The sequence below is a fragment of the Runella sp. R0.1_18 genome (assembly GCF_057652155.1).
Map to the genome: position 1 here is coordinate 77,999 of NZ_JBYFCK010000011.1, position 26,637 is coordinate 104,635.

The window sequence follows — 26,637 nt, forward strand, 5'->3', positions numbered from 1 at the left end:
AACAGATGGTACATAAGAGAACGCACAGGCTATCGGGAACGTATGCGAAATTGTGAAATCGTGGTGTGAGTTGTGTATAACACTGGTTTTTCGCCAACTTTTAGCCAATTAATTTCATACGCATCAAACGGTTCCAGACAGTCATATACTTCGGCTTCTAGTCCTTTTCGGAAATAGCTTCGTTGCTTCACCATGGCCGAAAGGCTGTTACGTTTGGAGGCCGTTGGACACACAACGTGCTGATTATCTTTGGAAAGAACTAAATAAATTGCTTCGTTGGCTTTGTTTGGGAATTGGAGTTGAGGTTCTTCGATAAGCCAATAGTTACCGCAGGTGACTCCGTCCAATTTTTTTTCCTCAAATCGTTCGGCTACGGCCTGACTTGTGAAATTTGTATGAGTGGCATTGGTGAGCTGGGACAATAAATCATACGGAGAAGCCACGGTAAATAAACCACTTTGTTTGGCTTCAACGACATCCGCCCCAAATTGAGGGTTGGGAGAAGTTCCCAATACGTCGAGCCGATTGTGGAGTCGATTGTGATAGTCCACAATCGTGCGCCATTCGGTCGTTTTACGGAGGCCAATGTCACGGTAAAAACTCAGCACAGTCACCAACCCAACTAGCCCCCAAATCGACACGTGTCCCCAGCGAGGCAGGTGAAAAGGAAGGTGGCGGAAGGCCATCAAGAGGCTTACTGCTACGGCCAACGAGCTATATTGTCGATAACGCCCTCCAATGATGATGCTCATGCCTTTCTCGGCCCGAAACAAGCCAACGGCCAAGGCGGTCAGTGCAACAAAAGCAACCAACGCCAAAAGAATAAGGTCGGTTCGTTCGTGGGTTTTGAGGTATTTTTTAGCTGTAATCAATGCCATTGTAAGAACGCCAGCCCCCACAATCACCGCGATAATTTGTCCTGCTTTTCCTCCTAACAATGCCCCATAAGAACCCAAAAACGCGAGCACATTGAAAGGTAAAATCGGTAAGTTACTTAACAAAAACAGCCCTTCTGATGGCTGTTGGCGCATTAAATAAAAGTAGCTGCCGCAGGTGATGACGCCCAAGCCTCCCCAAATTGTCCACTGTAAGAAAGGGCGGCGTTCGAGCAAGAGAATTAATAACCCAATAGGCCAAATCATGAGTCCGTTGCCGTTGCTAAACGTAGCGACCATTGCCAATGGAATAGCCCAGTACCAATGACGAGGGGAGGTAAGCAACCAAGCACTGAAGGCAACGGGCACTAAAACCCAGATATTCGACCATAAAGCCATCGCCCACAAGGACGTAACGGAGTATTGAGGGTTTAAGAAAATAAAAACAACCAAGAGAAAATAGTAGGCTGGATAGCGATGGGTCGCCACAAAAGTACGGTAAAGTAAGCCCAAAGGAAGGAGCAGCAGCCCATTCCCAAGCAGGACTAACGCCGCAATATTGATTTTTCCCGTCAGGCCATAATCAACCCAACTTACCAACCGAGTCATCGAGATAATGTGCTCATTATGAGGTAAAAATATAGAGCGAAGTTTTTCCCCGCCTGTTGCTTCACGAAACTTGAGCAAATAGTCTAAAATCGCATCGTAGTCATCGAGGTAGGGGATATCCACGGAGTAGTGGGCGACGTAATAGAAATACCACGCTACGTAGAGAGTTGCACCGATAAGAAGTCCTGTTAATCCAGCCGTTGTTTTAGACATTGTTGTTCAAAATAAACTCCACAAACTCGCGCACGGCACCATCGCCGCCTTTTTTTTCGAGTAATAGAATGTTTGGAATTTGCTTGATGGCCTTGACTGCATTGGCAGGACAAGCCGCAACGCCAACTGCGCTCAGAAGTTCGAAGCAATTGATGTCGTCTCCCACGTAGGCTACTTCTTCAAGACCGATGTTAAGTTCTTCGCAAATTTGTTGGGCAGCGGCCAATTTACCCCCATCGCGCTTTCCCTGATAGAGGTAATCGGCTTTGATTTTAGCCGCTCGTCGTGCCACGATTTGGGTATCTTCCGAGGTCACAATCCCCGTTTTGATGCCTGCTTTACGAAGCAATTCAAATGCCATTCCGTCGTGCGTATGAAAACGCTTGAACTCGTCCCCACTTTCAGTGTAATACATACTGCCGTCGGTCATGACGCCATCCACATCGGTTAAAAAGAGTTTTATCGCCATTGGGTAGTCCAATTTATAATGATTGTCGCATCGACTTTGCAATTTTTGTTATTTCGCCTCTATTAATTTTGTCATTTCGACGAATAATTTTGTCATTTCGACGAAGGAGAAACCTAAAGCCGTATTGTCTGCTTGGTAGCGTAAAATTGCACTTTTTTATTTTCGGCCAAATGCACCAAAAACAACTGATACTCCCCCTCGGGAAGCTGACAAGTCGCCAATTCTCCCACAAAACCAGGTTGGAAGTACGTTCGTTGCCGCACAAATTGCGCAGGCTTCGTCTTGAGCGAAGTTGTAGGATACAAGAAAGCGTGTTGGTCGCTCTTCAGTGCCCAAAACCACATAGCGTTTGGCGTAAGCTCGAACTGTGGCGTGGTTGATTGTACGGTATATGCTTCCACACAACGCGTCGTATCGGCCGACTTATTAACGTGTATGGTGATGGGAGCTAAAGGTAGTTTTTCCGAAGAACCAGGCCACTGCGCGGTGGCAAAGTCAGATAGGTTTGCTTTGAGGAGTTTTTTTGACAACGTTTCCTGAAAAACGCTGGCAAATTCTTGGGGAGCGGGCATTTCAAGATACAGCGCATCGTTGTACTGCATATTGTAGGCATCGGTAAAAAAACGCTGATTGTCCATGTAGCGATAGCCCCAGTCGCGGTAGTAAGAAAACGCTCCTACCACAAGGCTTGCGGCCATCGTTCCTGCAAAAAGCCAGTTAGCTTGGCGTTTTGGGTACAAATAAACCATACTACTCAAGTAAACAAGGGCGACGGCCAATGCAGAGTAATGCCGATAACGTCCCAAGTACATCGCATCTAGCCCAACGGGTTCGGTGCGTAAAATGGAAACGCCTCCCGCCGTTGCGAGAATGAACAAAAAGAAGACCAGCATTCGAAAATGGAAAGAAGTGCCGTAGGAAGGCTTTTTCCATTGCCCCAAATTAATCACCACAAGTGCGGCTGTAAGTACAAACCCAAGCCCTAATGCTACTTTTTTGAGGCTTCCTGAAATAAAATCGCCGTAATTACCCACAAAAATCATGCTTCCTAGTACCCATTTTAATGGGTTCTTTTGGATGCCATAAAATGGATCGGGGACACCGAGGGATTTGGCCCATTGGTAAAAAAACACAGAAACGATACTGGCGGCTACCCACAAAACGAGGTACTGGCGATTGACCTTTTGGAAAACCAATACCCCAAATCCAAGGAGTAAGACCAATAAACCGTTACCGTTGGAAAAGGTGGCGGTGAGTCCAAGGAGAAAGGCCAAGCCAAGGCGCCAAAATTCTTTTTTCTCCGAAATCAATAAGTTGAACGATTCAACCGCCAGCCAAACCACGATGAGGTTAGACCAGAGGGCCATGGGCCAAAGTGCCGTTTCGGAAAACTGAACCTGAAAAAGAATGAAAGGAACAGGCAAAAAAAACAGCGTGGGGAGCTTAACTTCTTGCGAAAGACGAAACAACAGCCATAAAATTCGTACCCAAAAAAGATTGCCTAGCAAAATCATCATTTTCAAATCCATTTGTCCCGTCAGGGCGACTTGAAGGTAGGCGATGAGTTTGGCGGGAAGAATGACATGTTCTCGAAACGGAACAAATAATAATCGACCTGCCTCGGATGTAAGCGGAAAGGCACGGTTGATGAAAGCCAAAATGGCAGGAATATCGTCTTCGTTGGGAAAAGGAGTGCTAAAGTGATAGGCGTACCAAAAGAAAAATAAAACAGGAATGCTGCCTGCGGCTAAAATGGTGAGTTTTTTGAGCATGAGGAATAACGTTTTTGGGAATAAGGTGTTACTCAAATCGGACACATTCGACCTGATTCATGGTTTCTTCGGCTTTGCGAAAACCAGCAAGATCGTCGATGTCGATGGCATACTCAAAAGGCAGGACATAAGGTAAAATAGGGTAGCCTGACATGGATTTTTTCTCCAAAATAACGTGCGGACGAATGACGTCGAGGTTTCCAATGTGCCAGTACACGGGCGGGAGTTTTTGACGGGGTTCGTTGTAAAATTCAGGAAGGGTAGGGTGGCTCAAAAGCGGTTTCATCGTGGCCGTTTCGGGGTCATACATCCACATTTTATACGGCGTGATGGGGGTAGGAGTAATGGTACGAATGCTATCGGCCTCGGGGTTGTTCCAAAGCGTTTGAATGGCATCGTCGATGTGGTGAACCGACCGTACGGGCGAGGTTGGCCGTAGCTGCACCACGAGGTCGGGCCGATAGCCTTCATTCTCCCAAAACCAGTTGAGGGCGTGCGTAAATACGTCAAAATCAGTACTTAAGTCTTGCGCAAACTCTGCGGGGCGTATAAATGGAACTTCGGCGCCGTATTTTTGGGCTGCCTCCGCAATGGCTTCGGAATCGGTTGAAATGATGGTTCTGGTAATGGACGGGGTTTCGAGGGCCGCTTTGACACTGTACGCCACCAACGGATGCCCCGCCAGCGGTAATAAGTTTTTATTGGGAAGCCCTTTGCTTCCGCCGCGGGCTTGGACGATGGCTAAAACGTTTGGATACGCCATAGATGATTAAGAGGCAAGAGGAGTAGTATTTTTTCGGTATTTAAGTTTTTGGCGCTGTTCGGCTTCGATGTCCAAAATTTCTTTGTTTTTAAACGCAAGGGCTTGCTGGATTTGGTTCAAATCCCGTACCAGCTTTTGCAATCCAGGTACTTCGAGCGACGCGGCGTGGTCAGTTCCTTTCCACGTACGGTCTTTGGTGAAATGGCGTTCAATCCAGCGCGCGCCCAAAGTATAAGCGGCAACGTCGGCGGCAATGCCCAAGTGGTGTCCCGAAAACCCAATTTCTTTAACTCTGTCACCGTATTGGTCGTACAAACGGTTGATTTCCAGTAAACAAATGTCTTTGAAAGGAACTGGGTAGCCCGATGTACAATTGTACAACACCAATCGACTTTTGGCTTGGTCGGTTACTTCAAAAAACTTAACCAACTCTTCGACTTCATCGAGCGTAGTCATTCCCGAAGAAATGTGGATGTCGCCAGTGTACTCATCCCGAAGAAGCTGAAGCATTTCGTAATGATTGTTACAAGCCGATGGTACTTTGATAAAATCGGGTTTGAGGGCAGCGATTTCGCGGGCCGAAGTGATGTCCCACACCGAGGTCGCATAGCCAATACCAATTGATTCGGCGTATTCTTTGAGGTCGGCGTGTTGTTCCCACGTAAACTCTAAATACTCACGGTGAGCGCCGTAAGTATTTCCGTACGCGTTGTAGGGTACAGGGTGGGGCGTATTGTATTGTTCTTCGGTGAGCAATTCGCGGGCATTTCGCTTCTGAAATTTGGCGTAATCGGCACCGCAGTCTTTCGACAACTTGATAAGTTCTTTAGCGATTTCAAAGTCACCCATGTGGTTACAGCCAATTTCGGAAATGACCAATGGTTTACGATAATCAAATTTGAATGCCATAGTACGTGCAATTTGGATTTGTTTTTAGAAGCAAAAGGACAACAAAGGTAACGGTTGATTTTGAGTTTTGGCTATTGTGTTCCAATCCACCGTGCTAGTTACCTCGTATATTTGCATAAAAATTCGTAGGAACTTTTTTCCTCGAATTCAGTTACAATGATAGGTATTTTAATGAATATGAATCAATCTGTGTCGCAACCTACTTCAAGTACTCCCCAAAAAATTGGGAAAACGGGCGTTTTTATTGTAAACCTTGGTACGCCTGATAGCCCCAACACCCCCGATGTTCGCAAGTATTTACGTGAATTTTTGATGGATGGGCGAGTGATAGATATTCCGTTTATTCCTCGTTTTTTGTTAGTAAATGGCATCATTGCTCCTTTTCGTGCGCCTAAGTCGGCCAAAACCTACAAAGAAGTATGGCTTCCCGAAGGGTCGCCGCTGAAAGTGTATGGGTTAGCGGTTGAAAAAATGCTGCAAGAAGCGTTGGGCGACGATTACGTAGTCAAACTAGGGATGCGTTATCAAAATCCAAGTATTGAATCACGATTGATGGAGTTTCAAAAAATGGGTTTGACCGAAATCATCGTCATTCCATTTTTTCCCCAATATGCTTCCGCTACCACGGGCTCAGTATATGAAGAAGTGATGCGGGTGTTGTCTAAGTGGCAAGTGATGCCTGCCGTGAAGTTTGTCAATCAGTTTCTGTCGCATCCTAAGTTTTTGGAAGGATTTGTCCAAAATGCTCAAAAATACCTCCAAGCCAATCAGTACGACCATTTTATCTTTAGTTACCACGGTTTACCTGAGCGTCAAATCCGTAAGGGGGATTGCACCAAAGAAGTCTGTAAATTGGGAAGCTGCTGCGATACCTTGCACACGATGAACCAGCACTGCTACCGTGCGCAGTGTTTTGAAACGACGCGATTGTTGGTCAAAGCCCTTAATATTCCAGAAGGAAAATATACGACTTGTTTTCAGTCACGATTAGGCAATGACCCGTGGATTAAGCCCTATACAGAAGACGTTATCAAAGAGCTTCCCAAGAAAGGAATGAAAAGTGTTCTAGCTTTCTCTCCTGCTTTTGTAGCCGATTGCCTCGAAACCACCCTCGAAGTAGGTGAAGAATACAAAGAAGTATTTGAAAAAGAAGGTGGTGAACATTGGGATTTGGTCGAAAGTCTCAACGATAGCCCGATTTGGGTAGAAACGTTAGTGGATTTAGTCAAAACGTGTTAGCGGTTGCTCACAACCGCGCGGTCCAGAAATCAAAGTCGTTCAAGAAATGGTGAGTTTATAAGGGTAGTTGGCTTTTATCTCCAATGATTTATTGGGATAATTGCTAACTTCCTCGCTTCATGCAACACCAACGACGTTTGTTCCTCACATTTCTACTCTTTACAGTACTTTATTCTTCCCAAGCCCAAACCTCCCCTCGATGGCAGGAGGTGTATCCAGGTATTTGGAAAACCACCGCGGGCAAGCCTGAAAAAATTAGTCTCCTGAGCGCAGCGGGTGCCTCTCCCAATCGCGATGCGTTGGCAGCTTTGCCCAAAACTTCCTTTCCATTAGCAAAAGCCGATATCAGCGTTCGGGTTATCGACGGCAAAACCTACCTGCGCTTTCCGCTCGACGAAGGAGAACAGCTGTTTGGGCTCGGCTTAAATTTTCAGACCGTCAACCAGCGGGGGAGAATCATGGAGCTGCACGTGGACCACTATGGCACGAAAGATAATGGCCGTACGCACGCGCCTGTGCCGTTTTATGTGTCGTCCAAAGGCTACGGAGTACTGGTAGATGCTGCACGCTACATCACGGTCTATGCAGGTACGGCCGTTCGGGCCGATGCCAAACACCCGCCCGTGCTGCGCGACCGCAACACCGACAAAAAGTGGGAAGCGCAGCCGTATTCCGATGCGGTAGAAATGCTCGTTCCTGCCGAAGGGGCGACGCTCTATATCTTTGGTGGGCCAACGCCCATGAACGTGGTACAGCGCTACAACCTCATGAACGGCGGGGGTTATTTGCCGCCCAAATGGGGTTTAGGCTTCACCCAGCGCGTCCCGACCTTGTACTCACAGGATGATATTCTGAAAGAAGTACAAAGCTTTGAAGAACACAATTTTCCGCTGGACTTCATTGGGGTAGAACCAGGTTGGCACAGCATGGCGTACCCGTGTACGTTTGAGTGGGAGAAAACGCGTTTCCCCGACCCCAAAGGTTTTCTGAAAAAACTGGCCGACAAAGGTATCAGCGCTAATCTCTGGCTGAACCCGTACGTGTCACCAGTGGGGTCGTTGTACCCCAAAATCAAACCTTTTACAGGTTCGCATACTGTTTGGAATGGTATTGTGCCCGATTTTACGATGGCACAGGCTCGCCAGTTGTTTAAGGAGCATTTTATGCGTGAGCACCTCAACATCGGGGTGGGGGGCTACAAAATCGACGAGGTGGACGGCTACGATAACTGGATTTGGCCTGATGTGGCGACCTTTCCGTCGGGTACCAGCGCCGAACAGATGCGACAGACGTACGGTCTGATGGTGCAACAAATGACGGGAAGCTGGTTCAAAGAAATCAATAAACGGACGTATGGGCTGGTGCGGGCGTCCAACGCAGGTGCGAGCAATTTCCCGTACGTGATTTATAACGATTACTACAGCCATAAAGACTTTATTACGGCACTGGTAAACAGTAGTTTTATTGGTGTGCTCTGGACGCCAGAGGTACGGGCTTCTAAGACTGCCGAAGAATGGGTGCGGCGGATGCAATCGGTGTGTTTTTCGCCGATGGCGATGCTCAACGCCTGGGCTGATGGCACGAAGCCGTGGTCGTTTCCTGAGGTAGAACAAGCCGTTCGCGACGTAGCCAATCTCAGAATGCAGCTATTACCCTATCTTTATTCTACGTTTGCCCAGTATCGGTTTGAGGGAAAACCGCCGTTCAGGGCGATGAATCTGGTCGAAGGTTTTGGTTTTAAGTCGGTTACGGTGGAGGGTAAAATGGATGCTACTGCCAATCCGTACGCCATGAGCATTAAAAAAGACATCAAAGATCAATACATGATGGGTGATTATCTGTTGGTAGCACCCATGTTTGCGGGAGAGAAAAGCCGCGAAGTTTATCTGCCGCAGGGAAAGTGGTTTGATTTTTATACGGGAAAAGAAGTCGGTAGCAATCAGATTATTACCATTACCCCTTCACTTGATAAAATTCCACTCTTTGTAAAAGACGGTGGTATTATACCAATGACAACTGCCCGTCGGCAAGCTCCCAAGAATGGTGAAACACTGCCACTGACGGTTCGTCACTACGGTACGGCGATAGGTAGTTTTCAGCTGTACGACGACGACGGGGCTACTTTTGATTATGAAAAGGGAGCGCGCTCGTTCACCCGATTATCGGTAACAAAAACGGCTGATGGTAAGCTCAAAGGCGAAATGGATACACCTGTCAGCGGAAAACCGTTTGGGTATTCAACAAAAATTAATTGGGAATTTATGGCTACAAATCGGTAGCGCCTACGGCGCAAAAATTGCGCCGTAGGCGCTACCGATTGTTTGAAATAGGAATGTAAAAAATAAACATTTGACTTACTGTATTTTGAGATGAAGCTGAATCTTTTTTTCCTCATTGTAATGAGCATTGTACAATTACAAGCTCAATCCCGCTACGATAAACCTGCTTCGGGCGATTGGTTGGTAACGCCTGTTACCCAAAAGGCCGAAGTCATTACGGAAGGCAAAAACATCATTTTGTACAATGGTCTGGTCAAACGGGTTTTTCGCATCGAACCCAACGTGGTTTGTATTGATTACAAAAACCTGTCAAATGGTCAACAGCTTTTACGGGCTGTTAAGCCCGAAGCCAAAATCGTGGTCAACGGAAAAACGTACAACATTGGCGGGTTGATGGGTCAAAAAGAAAATGCTTATCTCCTGCCCGAATGGGTGGATAAATTCACGGTAGGCAAAGACGATTTTGTGGCTGCGGGTCATTCAGTGTCGGAAATAAAACCCTTTGTAAACTGGAAAGCCAATTCGTGGGCAGCGTCCCAAAAAGGCCCTTCGGGTAAAGTGCTGACCTTCCGCTATAAAGCGCAGGCCGAAGCCGTGAAAGGGTTGGAAGTGACGGTAAACTACGAGATTTATGACGGTATTCCGTTGATAGTCAAATGGGTGTCTGTTGAAAATAAACAAAGTGCCGAGCTGAAACTAAGCCGAGTCGTCAATGAAGTATTGGCGCTGGTGGAAGAAGAAAGCGCCGTGGTGGGTAAGCCCGCGGAGATGAAAAAACAACATGGTATGTATGTAGAAACCAACTACGCCTTCAACAACGCCATGCGCTACGACATTAGCGACCAGACCACGCACTGGAAAATTGACTCGACTTATACCTCGCAGGTAAACTATAATTTTGAAACACCCTGCTTGCTGGAAGTATATCCCGAAAAAGCCCCGGGCATTGACCTGCAACCCAATGAAGTATTCAAATCGGTACGGACGCATGAGCTATTGATGGACAGTTACGACCGTCAACGCCGAGGTCTGATGATTCGTAAAATGTACCGAACCGTAGCGCCATGGACGACCCAAAATCCTATTTTTATGCACCTTGTGAGCAAAAATGATCAGGAGGTAAAAAGCTGTATTGACCAATGCGTCGCCACGGGCTACGAAGCCGTAATTCTGAGTTTTGGCAGCCACCTGAACATGGAGGACAGCACCGCCAAAAACATCGCTCGTTGGAAAGAATTGGCCGATTATGCGCATAGCAAAAAAATTCTGCTGGGCGGCTATTCACTCTTCAGTAGCCGACGCATCAGTGACGAAGACGACGTGGTTGACCCCAAAACGGGCAAGCCTGGTGGCGCGTTTTTTGGTCATGCCCCTTGTTTTGGCAGCAAATGGGGACTGGCTTACCGCAATAAAATCAAGCACTTTTTTGCAAAAACAGGGTTTGATATCTGGGAAAACGACGGCCCTTACCCAGGCGATGTATGTGGCTCAAACGTGCATCCAGGCCACAAAGGGCTGGACGATTCGCAGTGGCGGCAGATGGAAATCCAGAAGGAACTGTATCGTTGGCTGAACGAGCGCGGTGTCTATATCAATGCTCCCGACTGGTACTTCCTCGACGGGACTCATAAAATTGCCATTGGGTATCGGGAAGTCAATTTCTCGTTGTCGCGTGAGCAGCAACGCATCCTCAATCGCCAAAATATCCACGACGGAACGATGGAAAAAACGGCGGCCATGAGTTGGGGTTTTGTGCCGTTGACGCGCTATCAGGGCGGTGGCCCCGAGGCGGTGCTGGAGCCATTGAGCGAGCATTTGACGGATTATGAGCAACTGATGGTGCAGTACTACGGGGCGGGCGTGCAGGCTTGTTACCGTGGCCCGCGCCTGTACGATACCGAAACCACCCGCCAACTGGTGTCGAAAACGGTGGCGTGGTACAAGCAGTACCGCGACATTCTGAACGCCGACATGATTCACCTGCGCCGCGCCGACGGCCGCGACTGGGACGGTTTTATTCATGTGGACCCGCAACAGAAGCAGAAGGGCTTTTTAATGCTATATAACCCGACCAAAGAGCGTATCACGCGGACAATCAACGTTCCGCTGTATTACACAGGCTTGACGTCGTCCGCTATGTTTAAAGAAAAAGGGGCAACTGCCCAAAAATACACCCTCAACCGCAACTACGAAGTATCGTTGACCGTCACGATTGACCCTGAAAGTTATACGTGGTTTACCGTGGAGTAATCAGTGCTAGGTAGTATCCTACAAAGAGAACATATAGGGAACAGAAGCTCAAAATTTGTAATAAAAGGTGAAGTTTGACTTCTCCGAAGTCTTTGATGTGAAACCAACACCTTGTGCTACTACAAAGATTGAGCTTCTCCGAAGCTATTTTTTCATACCAACATTTTTATTGTTGTCCCAGAGAGACGTGAGGTTCGAAATAGCTTAGGCGAGCTTTTGCCCCAATAACTGATTGACAACCTTCGGGTCGGCGCTGCCTTTTGATTTTTTCATCACTTCGCCCACAAACAAGCCCATCAAGCCTTTTTTGCCTTTTTTGAATTCTTTTACCTTGTCGGGCATCGACGCTAGTACCTCATCTACAATAGTTTCCAGCGCACCTGCGTCGCTGTTTTGAAGCCAATTGTTTTGTTGGGCTACGTCAAGCGGCGATAGAGACGGTTTTTCGAGTAAAACAGGCAATAGCTTTTGCGAAGCAGTGGTATGACTTACTTGATTGCTTTCTACCAATTTAATGACTTCAGCCAATTGAGCGGGCGAAAGCGGAAACTGTTCGGCCGTTGCGTCGTTGTTTTCGTTTAAGAAAGTTTTGACAGGACCTAATACCCAGTTGGCCGCAGCTTGGTAATTGCCACAAGCGGCTCCGAGCGCTTCAAAGTAAAACGCCACGTCTTTGGTGTCAACGAGGGTAGTGGCATGACCTGCCGAAAGCCCGTACTGAGTGGTGAATTTTTCGAACAAAACGCGCGGCAACGGAGGCATTTCGGCTTGGATTTGGTTCATCCATTCGTCCGAAATAAACACGGGAGCCAAATCAGGTTCGGGAAAATAACGATAATCGTTCATCGTTTCCTTCATCCGCATTCCCGAAGTTTCGCCCGTTTCGGGGTCAAACATCCGCGTTTCTTGCAAAATCGTCTCACCGTTTTCGACCATTTGTACTTGACGAGGAAACTCGGTTTCCACGGCTTTCATGACGTTGCGGATGGAGTTCATGTTTTTGACTTCCACCTTGGTGCCAAATTCAGTGGCTCCCTTCAAACGCACCGAAATATTCAAATCGCAGCGGAGCGAACCTTCTTCCATGTTTCCATCGCAAATGTCGATAAAACGAACCAGTTGACGAACGGCCGTTAAGAATGCGCCTGCCTCTTCGGCCGAACCAATACAAGGGTCGGTGACCATTTCGATGAGCGGTGTTCCTGCGCGGTTGTAGTCAAGCAAGGTATCCGTAGCGGCGCCATCGTGTACCGATTTTCCTGCGTCTTCTTCTAAGTGAATATGGTGAATTTTTACCGTTCGTTCCACGGTTTTCCCTGCTTTATCTTTGAACGAAACAGGGATACCGCCTCCTACGCAAATAGGCGCTTTGTCTTGCGACAACTGATAGCCTTTGGGTAGGTCAGGATAAAAGTAGTTTTTACGGTCAAAAATCGTGTGGCGAGTAATGTCACACCCACACGCAATCCCCATCCGAACAGCGTACTCAACGGCTTTTTTGTTCAATTTTGGGAGAGTACCTGGGTGGGCCAACGTAATGACGCTGATATTGGTATTGGGGTCGCTACCAAACTGGTTGGCGTCGGCCGCAAAAATCTTAGTTTGAGTCTGTAACTGACAGTGTACTTCTAAGCCGATCACGATTTCGTATTTGGCAAGTACTTCGGGCGATAGTGTAAGCGTTTCGGTCATTTATCTTCAGAATAGCCTCCCGTTACTTTTCGGAAGGCGTCGATGATTTCTACAAAGTGAAGATTATCTGTATGCAAAATTAGAGAGTTCAGGTAAACTATATCAGAATAGGCATAGTACTGAGACATGTGAATATTACATTTTACGAATTTGGTTTACCAATTCCCTGACTTTAGGGTTATTTTGAACATCGTCGTCCATTTTTTTCTCCAATTCACGTTTGCTTGCCAACAATCTTTTCGCCCAGGCTACTGCCCGCTCTTGGCGCAACTGCTCCTCTGTTTTTGCGATAGTTTCCATGCTCGTTGGATTTTTTTACAAAGATAGTGATTCGAGATGTAAAAATTTTTAATAGTATGCTTGCATACTATTTTTGTTTATTCTAATTTTGTATGCAAGCATAACAACAGTTTAAAAATTCCTAAAAAACCATGACAACCGTAGAAAATCGCGCTAGTATCAAAGGTGGAGAATTCTTGATTAAAGATACGGAGGCATCTCAAGTGTTTATTCCCGAAGAGTTTACCGAAGAACAGTTGATGATTGCGCAATCGTGCCGTGACTTTTTGGCGACTGAAATTTGGCCACGCGTCGAAGAAATCGACAAGGCGAAGTCTCCCGAGCTGATGTCATCGCTGCTCGATAAAGCGGGAGAACTCGGCTTGCTAGGGACGGCAGTTCCTGAAGAGTACGGCGGATTTGGAATGAATTTTAATACATCGATGCTCGTAGCCGAAGCGACAGGAGCAGGCAATTCGTTCTCGGTAGCGTTGTCGGCGCATACGGGGATTGGCACATTGCCCATCGTATATTACGGAAATGAAGCACAAAAATCGAACTACTTACCAAAGTTAGCTTCTGGCGAATGGAAAGCAGCTTACTGCTTGACGGAGCCAGATTCGGGTTCGGATGCGAACTCGGGAAAAACCAAAGCAGTGTTGAGCGAAGACGGAAAAAGCTACGTGCTCAACGGTCAGAAAATGTGGATTACCAACGGTGGTTTTGCCGACGTATTTATTGTATTTGCCAAAATAGAAGAAGGCGGCAAGACCGATAAAAACTTGACAGCTTTCATCGTAGAGAAAACATTTGGTGGAATTACGATGAACGAACCCGAGCACAAAATGGGTATCAAAGGCTCGGACACGCGCCAAGTTTTCTTCAACGATTGCCACGTTCCCGTTGAAAATATGCTCTCTGACCGTGGCAATGGATTTAAGATTGCCGTTAATATCCTTAACATCGGTCGTATCAAACTAGCGGCAGCGACCATGGGCGGTGCGAAGCAAGTAGCAGCCCACGCGGTACAATATGCCAACGAACGTAAACAATTCGGAACGGCGATTAGCAATTTTGGCGCTATTAAGCACAAATTGGGCGAAATGGCCGTGAAATTGTACGCTACCGAGTCGGCCTCGTACCGTGCAGGGCAAAACATCGACGATGCCATTGAAGACCTCAAAGCAAAAGGTGTAAACGACGCCGAAGCCAAATTAAAAGCCTTGGAACAGTTTGCCATTGAGTGCGCCATGATGAAAGTACATGGCTCGGAAGTGCTTGATTATGTGGTAGATGAAGGCGTGCAAGTATATGGAGGTATGGGCTTCTCAGCCGATGCACCGATGGACCGCGCGTACCGCGATAGCCGTATCAATCGCATTTTTGAAGGGACCAACGAAATCAATCGCATGTTGACGGTCGATATGATGCTCAAGCGTGCCATGAAAGGTGAACTCGATTTGATGGGGCCTGCGATGGCAGTGGCCAAAGAAATCATGTCAATCCCTGATTTTAGCAGCACCGACGATGAAGTACCATTTGCCGCCGAGAAAAAAGTGATTAAAAACTTGAAAAAAGCGGCCTTGATGGTTGCGGGTGCGGCCGTTCAGAAGTTTATGATGAAACTTTCGGAAGAGCAAGAAATCTTAATGAACGTAGCCGATATGGCCATTGAGATTTATGCGGCGGAATCAGCGATTTTGCGTACTGAAAAGCTAATTGGCATCAAAGGAGAAGCCGCTTGTGCGTTACAGAAAGACTTGGCTATGTGCTATTTACACGAAGCGGTAGAAAAAGTGAACAGCGCTGGTAAATCGGCTATCATGTCGTTTGCAGAAGGCGATGAGCTTCGCGTGATGCTCATGGGCTTGAAACGCTTCACGAAGATTGAGCCGTTCAATACCAAAAATGCGCGTCGTCGTATCGCAGATGCGATGATTGCGGAGAACAAATACGTTTTTTAATCAACGAACATAGTTACACTTTAAGCTAAGAACCAAATAGTTGTAAAGCCGTGTCCCGATGAGGCACGGCTTTTTTTATGCTATGCGTTCAACAATTGCTCCACCACTTCGGGAAAATGTTTGTGTTCTAGTACTTGTACTTTTTTAGCAACATCCTCTGGGGTATCGGTTGATACGACGGGGCAAGTCGCTTGAAAAATGATAGCTCCTTCGTCGTAATGCTCATTTACGTAGTGAATCGTGATGCCCGATTCTGTTTCTTGAGCGGCCACAACTGCTTCATGGACAAAATGACCGTACATGCCTTTGCCGCCGTATTTGGGAAGAAGCGCAGGGTGAATGTTGACAATCTGATTGGGAAATGCCTGCACCATTGCCTCGGGAATGAGCATCATGAAGCCCGCTAAAACGACTAGGTCGATGTGTTGGTTTTGCAAAAATTCGATAATGCGGGATGAGTGATAAAACGTTGCTCGGTCGAATACCACCACAGGAATGTGAAGGCGGCGCGCCCGGGCAATCACCCCCGCTTGAGGATTGTTGGTGAGGATAAACGAAATCTCTACTTGGGGGTTAGAGGCAAAATGTTCGGCGATTTTTTCGGCATTAGAACCAGAGCCCGAAGCAAAAATCGCAATCCGTTTTTTAGTCATGGGAGGTGAGTTTTGAGGTACTTGCGGGGGCAAAGTTAGCTTTTTGTGGGGCTTGATGCGCTATTATCGCATAGAATCGCCTAATTTCGCTGTCAGTTGTTAGTTTTGATTGATTTTTAGACACTATGCAAATTCTTGAAGTAGGAACAGATACTACCCGTCAGCGCGAGTTTTTGATGCTGCCCGTGCGGCTCTATAAAGATAATTCTTACTGGATTCGCCCACTTGATAAGGACGTGGAGGATACTTTTAACCCTGACAAAAATAAATATTTCAAGGGCGGTGCGTGTGTACGTTGGATTGCCGTCGATGACCAAGGACAGACCATCGGACGAGTAGCGGCGTTTGTGAACCAAGGAACGGTGCTGAAAGGAAACGACCAACCTACGGGCGGAATGGGTTTTTTTGAGTGCATCGAAGACCAAGCTACTGCTTTTGCGCTTTTTGATATTTGTAAAAAATGGTTGCAAGAACAAGGCATGGAGGCCATGGATGGGCCGATTAATTTTGGCGAACGCGACCGTTTTTGGGGACTATTGACGGAGGGTTTTGACAAAGAACCTCTCTACGGAATGGGGTATCATTTTCCTTATTATCAAACTTTCTTTGAAGCCTACGGATTTCAGACCTACTTTAATCAGCTTACGTTCTTTTTGCACATGTACAAAGAGAAATTTATGGAGCGAGTAAATATGATATTCTTTGAACGGGCAGAGCGTATTTTAAACAATCCAGAGTTTTCTTTTAAGCACATTGACAAAAAGCAGTTAGGGCAGTTTGCGGAAGATTTTCGGACGGTCTATAACAAAGCTTGGGCAAAACACCTTGGTACCGACGATATGACTCCCGAAAAGGCAAAAGCCATTATGCAGCGGATGAAGCCTATTATGGACGAGGAAATGATGTGGTTTGGCTACCGAGACGGTGAGCCTGTGGCGTTTTTTATTATGCTTCCTGAACTAAACCAAATCTTCAAACACGTCAACGGCAAGCTAGACTTGATTGGAAAAATCAAGTTTTTGTACCACAAACTACGGAAAAAAAATTACAAAGCGTTTGGGGTGATTTTTGGCGTTATTCCTGAATATCAAGGTAGAGGAGTTGAATCAGCCATGGCCCTTGCTTCAACGCGCGTGGCTTGGCGCCCCAATTACCAATATACCGAACTCGAATTTAACTGGATTGGTGACTTTAATCCTAAAATGGTGCGCTTTGCGGAGCTTTTGGGAGGCGTGCCTCACAAAATTCATACGACCTACCGTTATCTTTTTGACCGTACCAAAGAGTTCAAACGTCATCCGATGATTTAGAACTGGTATAAAGGGTCGGGTTGTGAGCAACCCTCTACACTGTGCGTCGGGTTGCTCACAACCCGACGTATGTATCAGTCATCGTTGCGCCTGATGGCTTTGAGCCAATCTTCTACGCCTTTACGAATCTGCTTCGCCATTTTTTTGCGAAAATCATCTTCTATCAACAACGCTTCGTCTTCGGGGTGACTCATAAACGCGCCTTCTACAAGCACGTTGGGGTATTCGATGGGGCTATTCAACGCAAAATTGAACCGCCCGATGTTACCATATTCCACCAGTCCCATTTCGAGCAAACGCTCCAATACCGCTTGACTTAGTGGTCGGTAGCCAATGTGTTTGTAGTATGTACTTGTTCCGCGCGTTTTGGTGGTATCTCCTGCGGCATTGTTGTGAATACTAATCAACAAATCAGGTTGAAGCGCGCGGAAGTGCACAATTCGGTCGGTGTTATTGAAGAGAGTATCGTTAGTTCGGGTCATGAGAACGCGTGCTCCTTTGTCTTCAAGTTCTTTTTTGAGGTGTAAAGCGATGCTCAAATTCAGGTCTTTTTCCCATTGCTTCGAGCGCAACCCGCGCGCTCCAAGGTTGGAGCCTCCGTGCCCTGCGTCGATAGCAATCGTGAGGCCGTCAAGTTTGAGTTTTTCGGGTTGGTGCTTGATTCGAATCACGAGGCGGCGGCCTTCGTATCCAATCCGATACCCCCAATGCTGGGCGTGGGCTAGTTGGATGGTGACGCGCAAATGCTCATCGGCAAGTTGCTCGTAATCAACGTGTTTTGTTTCGGTGGCGGACTTGAACTGCGTAATCCAGTTGGTGTTGGTAGTTGCCCCAAAAATATCAACGACAATCCGAGAAGGGTTCATTTCTTGCCAACTCCGATAAGGAAGACGCTCCGTGAGTGGAATAGAAATATAATCAAAACGGTCATCGCCCCACGTTCTCCACGAAGTTGTTAGATACTGAATCGGTGGTTTGACGATGCTGTCACGGCGGGTAAGGTTTTGCGGAATCCAAGCCGATAGCGTAGAAGTCAACCGAACGCGGTATTGGTCTTTGTATCGCCCCGTTACTTTCAGCAATACGAGTGAGTCGAGGTAAGCCATTTTGGCTCCTCCGAGACGGTCTTCGCCAAGGCCATAATTGAGGTACGCCAATGGGCCTTTGGTACGAACAAAAACGGCCGAGTCGGGGCGAAATTGGTAAAGTGTATCGCGGAGTTGGGCGAAACCAGTGACGTAAAAAAAGAAAAGAAAGAGGCTATAAAACAGACGGGGCATTGGAGTAAGATTTGGCTAAAAGTACGCAAAATCTTACTCCAAATAAAAAGGAAGATACCATTAGGCAGGTTTTAGCGACGACTCGCGAATGACCAATTTGGTTTCCAAACGCTTGGTTTCAAAACGAATGGTGCTTTTGGGGCGTTCGATTAAATCAATCAAAAACTCCGTGGCAAGTTGCCCCATTTCGTAGGCAGGTTGTGTCACAGCACTCAGCGCAGGACTGAGCAAATGCGCCGAAATAAGGTTGGTAAACCCGACGATGGCAATGTCCTCGGGAATGCGTAAACCTTCACGTTTAATCAATGACATCGACGAAGTAGTAAGGCGGTCGCCAGCGGAAAAAATTGCGTCGGGGCGTTCGGGATGATGAATGAGTTCGAGGACGGCTTTTTCCACTTCGTCAGGATTCATCCCACCGTGGCTACAGTACTTAATGTACGATTCTTCAATCGGTATTCCGTGGTTTTGCAGTGCCTTCTTGTAGCCTTCAAGTCGCTCGTAAGTGATTGATAACCAAGAGGGACTCGTAAGGTGGGCAATTCTTCTAAAACCTTGTTGAATCAAATGGGCTGTAGCTTCGTAGGCCCCCACAAAGTTGTCGGCGCTCACTTTGTGGGTGATATAATCTTGCGGAACGCGGTCAAAAAAAACAATCGGCATTCCTTTGGTTTGTAACTCTTTAAAGTGCTCTAAATCATTGCTTTCTCCCGAAAGAGAAACGATAAGACCGTCCACTCGGCGTTGGGCGAGGTACTGCGTATTAACCAGTTCTCGTTCGTACGATTCGTGGTTTTGCGAAATAACAACGTGGTATCCTCGATTATAAGCAATCGACTCCATGCCATTGATGGCCTGCGAAAAGAAGTTGTTGGCGATTTCGGGGATAATGATCCCAATCGAACGGCTTCGGTTTTCTTTCAAGCTAAGCGCGATAGGGTTGGGGCGATAGTTCATGCGTTCGGCATACTCCATCACGAGCCGTTTGGTTTCGGGATTAATTTCATAACTCCCCCGCAATGCCCTCGAAACAGTCGAGGTCGAAAGGTTGAGAGCCTTCGCTATGTCTTTTATTGTGATCACTTCCACAGTCCTAAATGTTGGTTTTGTACAATTTATCCCTCTGATAGTAAAGGAAATAATTTGAAGAGGTGAAGATACACTTTTTTATAAAGTAACTAAAAAAAAATCCTTAAAAGTAAAAAGCCATCTTTTTGGCAACGTTACCGACAACGATTGCATAAAAAAAGTCAACAATTTATTTGTAATGTACCATAAAGCGGTACTAAACTTGAATACAGCTCTCCAAGAGGGAGCTGGAGTAACCATAGTTCAATTTCTAAAAAAAATTAAAATTTAATACGAATGAACAACTTTAGCTTGACGGGCAAAGTGGCGCTGGTTTCGGGATGCGATAGTGGTATCGGAATGGCCATGGCCGTTGGGCTGGCTGAAGCGGGAGCTGATATTGTGGGCGTATCGCGTTCAATGCCTTTGGAAGGAAGCGGAATTGAGAAGGCCGTCAGGGCATTGGGACGGAAATTTAGCCCCTATCAAGCAGATTTGGGAAACCGAGATTCGTTGTACCATTTTATAAAACGAGTCAAAGAAGAGGTTGCTCAAATAGATATCTTGTTCAATAATGCCGGTATTATTTTGAGAAATCCAGCCGCCGAGCATTCTGATGAATATTGGGATCAGGTTCTTTCGGTGAACTTGGACGCTCAATTTATTTTGGCGAGAGAGTTTGGAAAAGAGATGCTGGAGCGGGGTTACGGAAAAATCGTCTTTACGGCATCTATGCTCACCTTTCAAGGAGGCATCAACGTTCCAAGCTATGCCGCGAGCAAAGGCGCTATTGGAAGTCTTGTGAAAGCGCTGGCCAACGAGTGGGCGTCCAAAGGAGTCAACGTCAATGCCATCGCGCCAGGCTACATTGCGACGGCCAACACGTCGGCGCTCCGTGCCGATGAAGACCGAAGTGCCGCAATTTTGGGTCGTATTCCTGCCGCCCGCTGGGGACAGCCCGAAGACTTCAAAGGGCCTGCGGTGTTTTTGGCCTCGTCGGCTTCGGACTATGTCCACGGAACCATTCTGACCGTTGACGGTGGCTGGATGGGTCGCTAATGTTTTATTAAACGAACAAATCGACTGAAAATAAAGAACCAAATGCAAATCAGACACGAAAGTAGCCGTAAAGAAGTAGCTCAAATGAACACTGAGGAGTTGCGCGATAACTTCTTGATTGAAACCTTGTTTGCTCCCGACCAAATCACTTGGGTGTACTCGCACTACGACCGCGTATTGGCTGGGGGGGTAATGCCAGGGCAATCGGCTGTAACGCTCGAAACACAGGATGCGCTCAAAGCCAATTTCTTCTTGGAACGTCGCGAGTTGGGCATTATTAACGTGGCAGGAAAAGGCTCGGTAGTGGCTGATGGACAAACGTTTGAATTGGATAAGCTAGGCTGTTTGTATCTTGGCAAAGGTACCCAGCATGTAAGCTTTCAGAGCGATAGCAGCGAAAACCCCGCTCGTTTTTTCTTGTTGTCTTCGCCCGCGCATCATACACATCCCAATCGGGCTTTTACCAAAGAGGAGGCATCGCCCGTTACGTTGGGGGCACTAGAAACTTCTAACCATCGTACTATTTACAAATACATTCATGAAGGAGGGATTCAGAGTTGCCAGTTGGTAATGGGGCTTACCGTGCTTCAGCCAGGGAGTGTTTGGAATACCATGCCGTCGCACACCCACGACCGTCGTATGGAGGTGTATTGTTATTTTGATATTCCTGAAAACCACGCCGTGTTGCATTTGATGGGTGAGCCTACCCAAACGCGTCACCTGTGGGTAGCCAACCACCAAGCCATTATTTCGCCACCGTGGTCGGTACATTCTGGCTGTGGTACATCGAGTTACTCATTCATTTGGGGCATGGCGGGTGAAAACAAAGACTTTACCGATATGGACGGAGTGCCTATTCTTTCATTACGATAACGATTGCTCATTTACTTAATTTAACTAACACTTGATATGAAAAAACAATTATTCACACTGCTGTTACTACTGGGCTGTATTTCAGTGGGATGGTCGCAAACCCGTCGGGTGACGGGGTCTGTGACCGACGGCAATACAGGAGAAACCCTACCAGGGGTAAGTATCTTGGTTAAAGGTTCGTCGGTAGGAACAACGACCAATACTGATGGGAAGTTTACCATCAACGTTCCCGATAAAAAAGAAACGGCGATTATTTTTAGTTTCGTAGGATATTTGCCCGAAACGGTCGTTTTAGGCGCTCGTTCGGAAGTTTCTGTCGCCTTGAAAACCGACCAAAAAATGCTCGAAGAAGTGGTCGTGATTGGTTACGGAGATGCCATCAATCGCCGCGATTTGACGGGGTCTGTATCGTCGGTAGGAGCGAAACAGTTAAAAGATATTCCGTTGACCAACGCTGCCGAAGCCCTCACGGGACGTTTGGCGGGGGTACGTGTCACGACTTCGGAAGGAGCCCCAGGAGCTGACATTCAGATTCGTATTCGTGGGGGTGGTTCGATTACCCAAGACAATTCGCCGATTTATATCGTGGATGGGATTCAGGTCGAAAATGCGCTTAGTTTTCTGTCGCCCCAAGACATTGAAACCATTGATGTATTGAAAGATGCCTCAACGACAGCTATTTACGGAGCGCGTGGTGCCAACGGGGTAGTCATTATTACGACCAAATCGGGAAAAAATGGAAAAACCACTGTTAGTTACAATGGCTCGGTGGGTTTTCGCGAAATCTTTAAAAAAATGGATGTGATGAGTCCGTACGATTTTGTGCGTTGGCAATACGAGCGTAGTCGCAACGATGCCACTGCCGAAAAAAGCTTTTCGGACATGTACGGAACGTGGGAAAATATCAATCAGTACAAAACCGTTACGCCCATTGATTGGCAGGAAGAGGTATTTGGTCGGAGAGCGCAGTACCAAAATCATAACTTGAACGTAAACGGGGGCAATGCCAATACCAACTACAACCTAAGCCTAACTGCCAACCGCGAAGACGGCGTGTTGTTAGAGTCGGGATTTGACCGTTATTTGGCCACGTTCAAGATGGATCATAAAGCCAATGATAAGTTACGTTTAGGGTTCAACGTTCGTTATTTGAACCAGACTGTAAATGGGGCAGGAACGACGGCAAGTGGTACAAAATCAACCAACCGTTTGCGCCACTCGGTACAATACCGCCCTTTGTTGGTGGCAGCACAGCCAGATGTGGATGATTTTGATGAAAACCTCTATATTTCGTCAGGAAACTTGGTGAACCCCATCTTGATGACCCAAGCCGAATACCGCAAAGCATATACCAAAGCCATCAACCTGAGCGGGTACGCAAGCTACGCTATTTTGAAAAACTTGACGTTTAAAACTACGGTAGGTATTGATAATAACGACGCACAAACGAACTCTTTTTGGAGTAAAATAACGGGAACAGCTCGTAACTACGCGTCACAGCCAGTAGCGTCGATTTTACAACAAGGAACCGTTACCATCAACAATTCAAACACCTTGCAGTATGCCAAAAAGTTTGATAATAAGCACGACTTAAACGTGATTGTGGGTCAGGAAATTTATCAGAATGCCACAAAAAGTACAGGTTTTGAAACGCGCTATTTCCCTTCTGATATTTCGGCAGAACAGGCACTGGCCAACATGGGGTTAGGTTCAGCACCTACGGGAGCGGCGCAGCCTCGCCCAACCTCAAATGAAACGCCACCTAACCGCTTATTTTCGTTATTTGGACGCGTAAGCTATGGCTACAATGATAAATATTTAGCAACGGTCTCGTTGCGTTCCGACCGTTCGACCAAGTTTAAATATGCCAACGGAGCTTTGGTATTCCCGTCTGGTACGTTGGCGTGGCGCTTTACGAAAGAAGATTTCTTGAAAAATAATCAAATCTTAACCGACGGAAAGCTTCGTCTTGGCTACGGGGTAGCGGGGAACAACCGCATTGGTGATTTGTTGTACCAACAATTGTACGGCGTAACGGGTGAATATGCGCTCAACCACACCGTAGTACCAGGCTATGCGCCTGTAGCGTTGGCCAACGAAGACTTGAAGTGGGAGTCAAACGTTTCGCAAAATGTCGGCCTTGATCTTTCGTTTTTAAACAACCGTTTCCAAGTGTCGATTGACGCGTACAAAAACTCAGGAAATAACCTTCTTTTGGCCGTAGCTATTCCGCCAACGTCGGGTTATTCGTCGCAAATCAAGAACTTAGGTTCGACGACCAACAAAGGCGTTGAGTTGCAGCTAAGTGCGTATATCATCCAGAAAAAAGACATTACTTGGAATTCAAATTTTAACATCTCTACCAACAAAAATACCGTAACAAGCCTTGGAACTGTAACACAACTGACGCGTAACTCGGGATGGCAAGGGTCGGATGGAACTGATGACTATTTGGTGAAAGTAGGCGAGCCGACTGGGTTAATGTATGGATTTGTGACGGATGGCTATTACAAAATCGACGATTTTAACTACAACGAAACCACCAAAACTTATACCATTAAACCAGGGGTTCCTGTGAACTCGGTATATGGAACGCCGCAGCCAGGAATGTTGAAATGGAAAGACATCGACGGCGATGGCTTGATTACGGCCGACAAAGACCGTACCGTGATTGGTAATGCCAACCCGAAATTTATTGGTGGCTGGAACAACCAAGTAGTCTATAAAAACTTTGATTTGAGTTTGTTCTTAAACTGGGTAGTAGGCAATGATATTTATAACGCCAACAAAATTGAAATGACGGACGGCGCGTTCCCGAACTTGAACATGCTTTCTTTCATGAAAGACCGTTGGACAAACATCAACGACCAAGGTGCGGTGGTAACAGATCCTACCGAATTGGCAGCAATCAATGCAAATGCCAAGATTTGGTCGCCTGTGCGGGTTCAGCGGTATTGGCTGCACTCGTGGGCGGTGGAAGATGGCTCATTTTTACGGGTGAACAACCTAACAGTAGGTTATTCATTGCCAAACGAGTGGTTGAAGAAAATCAAGATTTCGCGTTTTAGAGCGTACGCAACGGTCAACAACCTAGCCACCTTTACGAAATATACAGGCTATGACCCAGAAGTAAACACGCGCCGTAGTGACCCATTGACGCAAGGTGTCGATTTTGCTGGTTATCCTCGGGCAAAAACGTGGGTAGTTGGGGTAAATGTAACTTTCTAACACGTACTAAAACTGATTTTAAGACATTCTAACTTTTGATAGAAATGAATAAATTACTTAAAAAAATAGCCACTTTGGGCCTGCCATTTGCCATAACAATGACGATGGTGACGGGTTGCAAGGAATTCTTGGAAGTACAGCCTAAGTCTCAGATTAGCATTTCGGACGCGTTTTCTAACCTTGCCAATGCCACCAACGCCGTGATAGGTGTCTATGACGAACTCATGGGCGACAACGGCTACGGAATCCGTATCAATATGTACTATCCGTACGATTCGGACGAAATGATTGTATCGGGAAATATTGATAATGGTCGTCGGGGCATTGGCCGTTATCAGTTGTTGTTGACCAATGCCGAACTCCGTAACCCATTTTTGCAATTGTACCGTGGCATTGAAAAAGCCAATTTGTGTATCGAACAGATTCCACAAATGGCGCTTTACAACAACGGTAGTGAAGCAGATAAAAAAGAACTACGCCGTTTGCACGGAGAAGTGCTGACGCTGAGAGCACAGTTTATGTTTGAATTGCTTCGTAACTGGGGCGATGTTCCTGCTCCTTTTACTCCAGCTTATACACAAACCGACTTGTTTATTCCGCAGTCAGACCGTGATGAGACGTATAAAAAGCTCATTGATGACCTCAAAGTAGCCACCGACCTCGTGCCCTGGAGAACCGAAATTCCTGTACGCAATGAACGAGTAACGAAAGGGGCGGTAAAAGCGCTTCGAGCGAAGTTAGCCATGTTTCGTGGAGGGTATTCGTTGCGTAGCAGCGGCAAATTGGAGCGCAATGCCGATTACCAAACGTACATCAAAATTGCACGTGACGAATGTGCTGACCTATTGGCCAAGCGGGGAGAACACACGCTTAATCCTAGCTTTGAGGATGTTTGGCGCAAGTTGACCTCGTTTACTTATGATCCTTATGGTGAAATTATCTTTGAAGTGGGTGCGGGAGGTTCCAATTCTAACTCCGACAGCCGTATGGGCAACTACAACGGCCCGTCGGTCAATGCTTCGTCGCGTTATGGCACAGGAGGCGGTGGTTTGTTGGTATTACCCAACTATTTCTACGCGTTTGACTCTACTGATACCCGCCGCGACGTAACCACAACACTTTATGCCGTAGCTGCCACAAATATTAAATCGCCTCGCCGTTTGGGCGAAATCACCGATGGTAAGTTTCGCAAAGACTGGCGTAATCCATTGTTGCCAGGTACGGCTTTGAACCCAGGCTACAACTGGCCATTGATTCGTTTTGCGGACGTCTTGTTGATGTTTGCCGAAGCTGAAAACGAATTGAATGGAGGGCCAACGGCAGCTGCGATTTCGGCGTTTGAAGAGGTGCGTAAAAGGGCCTACAAAGGAAATGAAAGCAAAATAGGCAAAACTCCGACTGACAAAGATGGGTTCTTTAATGCCATCGTCAATGAGCGTTATTTGGAGTTTGGAAGCGAAGGTATTCGTAAGTTTGACCTGATTCGTTGGAATTTACTAGCGCAAAAAATTGCCGAAACGCGCCAAAAAATCCAAGACATTCGGGATGCGAAAGGAGCATACGCTAATGTGCCTCGTTATATTTTCTGGCGAAATAATGGCGAAGAAATTCAGTGGATGAATTCTTTTTATCAACCTACTGCATTGACAACAGCCCCAACGGGTTGGACGCGTTTGGATTGGCGTCAGCACTTAACCACTAACTTAATCGACGGGGTACAATTACACGCAGGAATCGCTCGTTTCTTTGTGACGGGTAAAAGTGAATTGTTCCCGTACGACCAAGCAACGGTGGATGCTTATCAAGGTAAGTTGAAGCAAAATCCTGGGTATTAATATGAACGACGGACCTAT

General features: G+C 46.7%; 20 protein-coding genes. 9 read left to right on the forward strand and 11 right to left on the reverse strand.

The features are described 5' to 3' along the window. Positions 1-29: 29 nt before the first annotated feature. From AC23P2_RS19145 to AC23P2_RS19165, 5 genes are all read right to left on the reverse strand, one after another. Positions 30-1,697 carry a hypothetical protein gene (locus AC23P2_RS19145; protein WP_487774684.1) on the reverse strand — a complete coding sequence of 556 codons (1,668 nt, stop codon included), beginning with the start codon at positions 1,695-1,697 and terminating at the stop codon, positions 30-32. Then, complete coding sequence (locus AC23P2_RS19150) at positions 1,690-2,166, reverse strand: KdsC family phosphatase (protein WP_487774685.1); 477 nt, start codon at positions 2,164-2,166, stop codon at positions 1,690-1,692. The genes AC23P2_RS19145 and AC23P2_RS19150 overlap by 8 nt, the downstream gene beginning before the upstream one ends. A gap of 113 nt (positions 2,167-2,279) precedes the next feature. Next, positions 2,280-3,938 (reverse strand): hypothetical protein, encoded by a 1,659-nt coding sequence (locus tag AC23P2_RS19155; protein ID WP_487774686.1) that lies wholly within the window; start codon positions 3,936-3,938, stop codon positions 2,280-2,282. A 28-nt stretch (positions 3,939-3,966) separates the two neighbouring features. Beyond that, positions 3,967-4,701 (reverse strand): acylneuraminate cytidylyltransferase family protein, encoded by a 735-nt coding sequence (locus tag AC23P2_RS19160; RefSeq protein ID WP_487774687.1) that lies wholly within the window; start codon positions 4,699-4,701, stop codon positions 3,967-3,969. A 6-nt stretch (positions 4,702-4,707) separates the two neighbouring features. After that, a complete protein-coding gene (locus tag AC23P2_RS19165) occupies positions 4,708-5,610 on the reverse strand; it encodes an N-acetylneuraminate synthase family protein (protein ID WP_487774688.1) in 903 nt (300 codons plus the stop codon). Between the two features lie 177 nt (positions 5,611-5,787). Between AC23P2_RS19165 and hemH the strand changes: the two genes are divergently transcribed. From hemH to AC23P2_RS19180, 3 genes are all read left to right on the forward strand, one after another. Next, positions 5,788-6,849 carry a ferrochelatase gene (gene hemH, locus AC23P2_RS19170; protein WP_487774793.1) on the forward strand — a complete coding sequence of 354 codons (1,062 nt, stop codon included), beginning with the start codon at positions 5,788-5,790 and terminating at the stop codon, positions 6,847-6,849. A 119-nt stretch (positions 6,850-6,968) separates the two neighbouring features. After that, positions 6,969-9,128: a TIM-barrel domain-containing protein gene (locus AC23P2_RS19175; protein WP_487774689.1), complete on the forward strand. Its 2,160-nt coding sequence runs from the start codon at positions 6,969-6,971 to the stop codon at positions 9,126-9,128. A gap of 120 nt (positions 9,129-9,248) precedes the next feature. Beyond that, on the forward strand, positions 9,249-11,378 hold the full coding sequence (locus tag AC23P2_RS19180) for an alpha-galactosidase (protein ID WP_487774690.1): 2,130 nt from the start codon (positions 9,249-9,251) through the stop codon (positions 11,376-11,378). Positions 11,379-11,582: 204 nt separating this feature from the next. Here the strand turns inward: AC23P2_RS19180 and gatB are convergent, their stop codons facing one another. From gatB to AC23P2_RS19195, 3 genes are read right to left on the reverse strand one after another with little or no spacing between them, the layout of a single operon-like run. Continuing rightward, complete coding sequence (gatB, locus tag AC23P2_RS19185; protein ID WP_487774691.1) at positions 11,583-13,070, reverse strand: Asp-tRNA(Asn)/Glu-tRNA(Gln) amidotransferase subunit GatB; 1,488 nt, start codon at positions 13,068-13,070, stop codon at positions 11,583-11,585. Continuing rightward, positions 13,067-13,198 carry a hypothetical protein gene (locus tag AC23P2_RS19190; RefSeq protein ID WP_487774692.1) on the reverse strand — a complete coding sequence of 44 codons (132 nt, stop codon included), beginning with the start codon at positions 13,196-13,198 and terminating at the stop codon, positions 13,067-13,069. Before AC23P2_RS19190 ends, gatB begins: the two co-directional genes overlap by 4 nt. Before the next feature lie 7 nt (positions 13,199-13,205). Beyond that, on the reverse strand, positions 13,206-13,370 hold the full coding sequence (locus tag AC23P2_RS19195) for a hypothetical protein (protein ID WP_487774693.1): 165 nt from the start codon (positions 13,368-13,370) through the stop codon (positions 13,206-13,208). A gap of 131 nt (positions 13,371-13,501) precedes the next feature. On the opposite strand from AC23P2_RS19195, the gene AC23P2_RS19200 reads away from it, so the two are divergent. Then, on the forward strand, positions 13,502-15,313 hold the full coding sequence (locus tag AC23P2_RS19200; protein ID WP_487774694.1) for an acyl-CoA dehydrogenase family protein: 1,812 nt from the start codon (positions 13,502-13,504) through the stop codon (positions 15,311-15,313). 80 nt (positions 15,314-15,393) lie between these two features. On the opposite strand, the gene purN is transcribed toward AC23P2_RS19200, so the two are convergent. Then, a complete protein-coding gene (gene purN, locus AC23P2_RS19205; protein ID WP_487774695.1) occupies positions 15,394-15,966 on the reverse strand; it encodes a phosphoribosylglycinamide formyltransferase in 573 nt (190 codons plus the stop codon). Positions 15,967-16,091: 125 nt separating this feature from the next. Here purN and AC23P2_RS19210 point away from each other — a divergent pair, with 125 nt between their 5' ends. Next, complete coding sequence (locus AC23P2_RS19210; protein ID WP_487774696.1) at positions 16,092-17,276, forward strand: hypothetical protein; 1,185 nt, start codon at positions 16,092-16,094, stop codon at positions 17,274-17,276. Positions 17,277-17,350: 74 nt separating this feature from the next. On the opposite strand, the gene AC23P2_RS19215 is transcribed toward AC23P2_RS19210, so the two are convergent. Together AC23P2_RS19215 and AC23P2_RS19220 are read right to left on the reverse strand one after the other, a co-directional pair. Further along, a complete protein-coding gene (locus tag AC23P2_RS19215; protein ID WP_487774697.1) occupies positions 17,351-18,556 on the reverse strand; it encodes an N-acetylmuramoyl-L-alanine amidase family protein in 1,206 nt (401 codons plus the stop codon). 60 nt (positions 18,557-18,616) lie between these two features. Continuing rightward, positions 18,617-19,645: a LacI family DNA-binding transcriptional regulator gene (locus AC23P2_RS19220; RefSeq protein ID WP_487774698.1), complete on the reverse strand. Its 1,029-nt coding sequence runs from the start codon at positions 19,643-19,645 to the stop codon at positions 18,617-18,619. Between the two features lie 276 nt (positions 19,646-19,921). Here AC23P2_RS19220 and kduD point away from each other — a divergent pair, with 276 nt between their 5' ends. The 4 genes from kduD to AC23P2_RS19240 are packed head-to-tail and all read left to right on the forward strand — an operon-like array spanning position 19,922 to position 26,619. After that, complete coding sequence (kduD, locus tag AC23P2_RS19225) at positions 19,922-20,683, forward strand: 2-dehydro-3-deoxy-D-gluconate 5-dehydrogenase KduD (protein WP_487774699.1); 762 nt, start codon at positions 19,922-19,924, stop codon at positions 20,681-20,683. Between the two features lie 42 nt (positions 20,684-20,725). Then, the gene (gene kduI / locus AC23P2_RS19230; protein ID WP_487774700.1) at positions 20,726-21,556 is read left to right on the forward strand and encodes a 5-dehydro-4-deoxy-D-glucuronate isomerase; all 831 of its coding nucleotides are present in this window, start codon (positions 20,726-20,728) and stop codon (positions 21,554-21,556) included. Between the two features lie 36 nt (positions 21,557-21,592). Further along, positions 21,593-24,784, forward strand: coding sequence for a SusC/RagA family TonB-linked outer membrane protein (locus tag AC23P2_RS19235; protein WP_487774701.1), 3,192 nt, complete (start codon positions 21,593-21,595; stop codon positions 24,782-24,784). A gap of 44 nt (positions 24,785-24,828) precedes the next feature. Continuing rightward, positions 24,829-26,619 (forward strand): RagB/SusD family nutrient uptake outer membrane protein, encoded by a 1,791-nt coding sequence (locus AC23P2_RS19240; protein ID WP_487774702.1) that lies wholly within the window; start codon positions 24,829-24,831, stop codon positions 26,617-26,619. Positions 26,620-26,637: the final 18 nt, after the last annotated feature.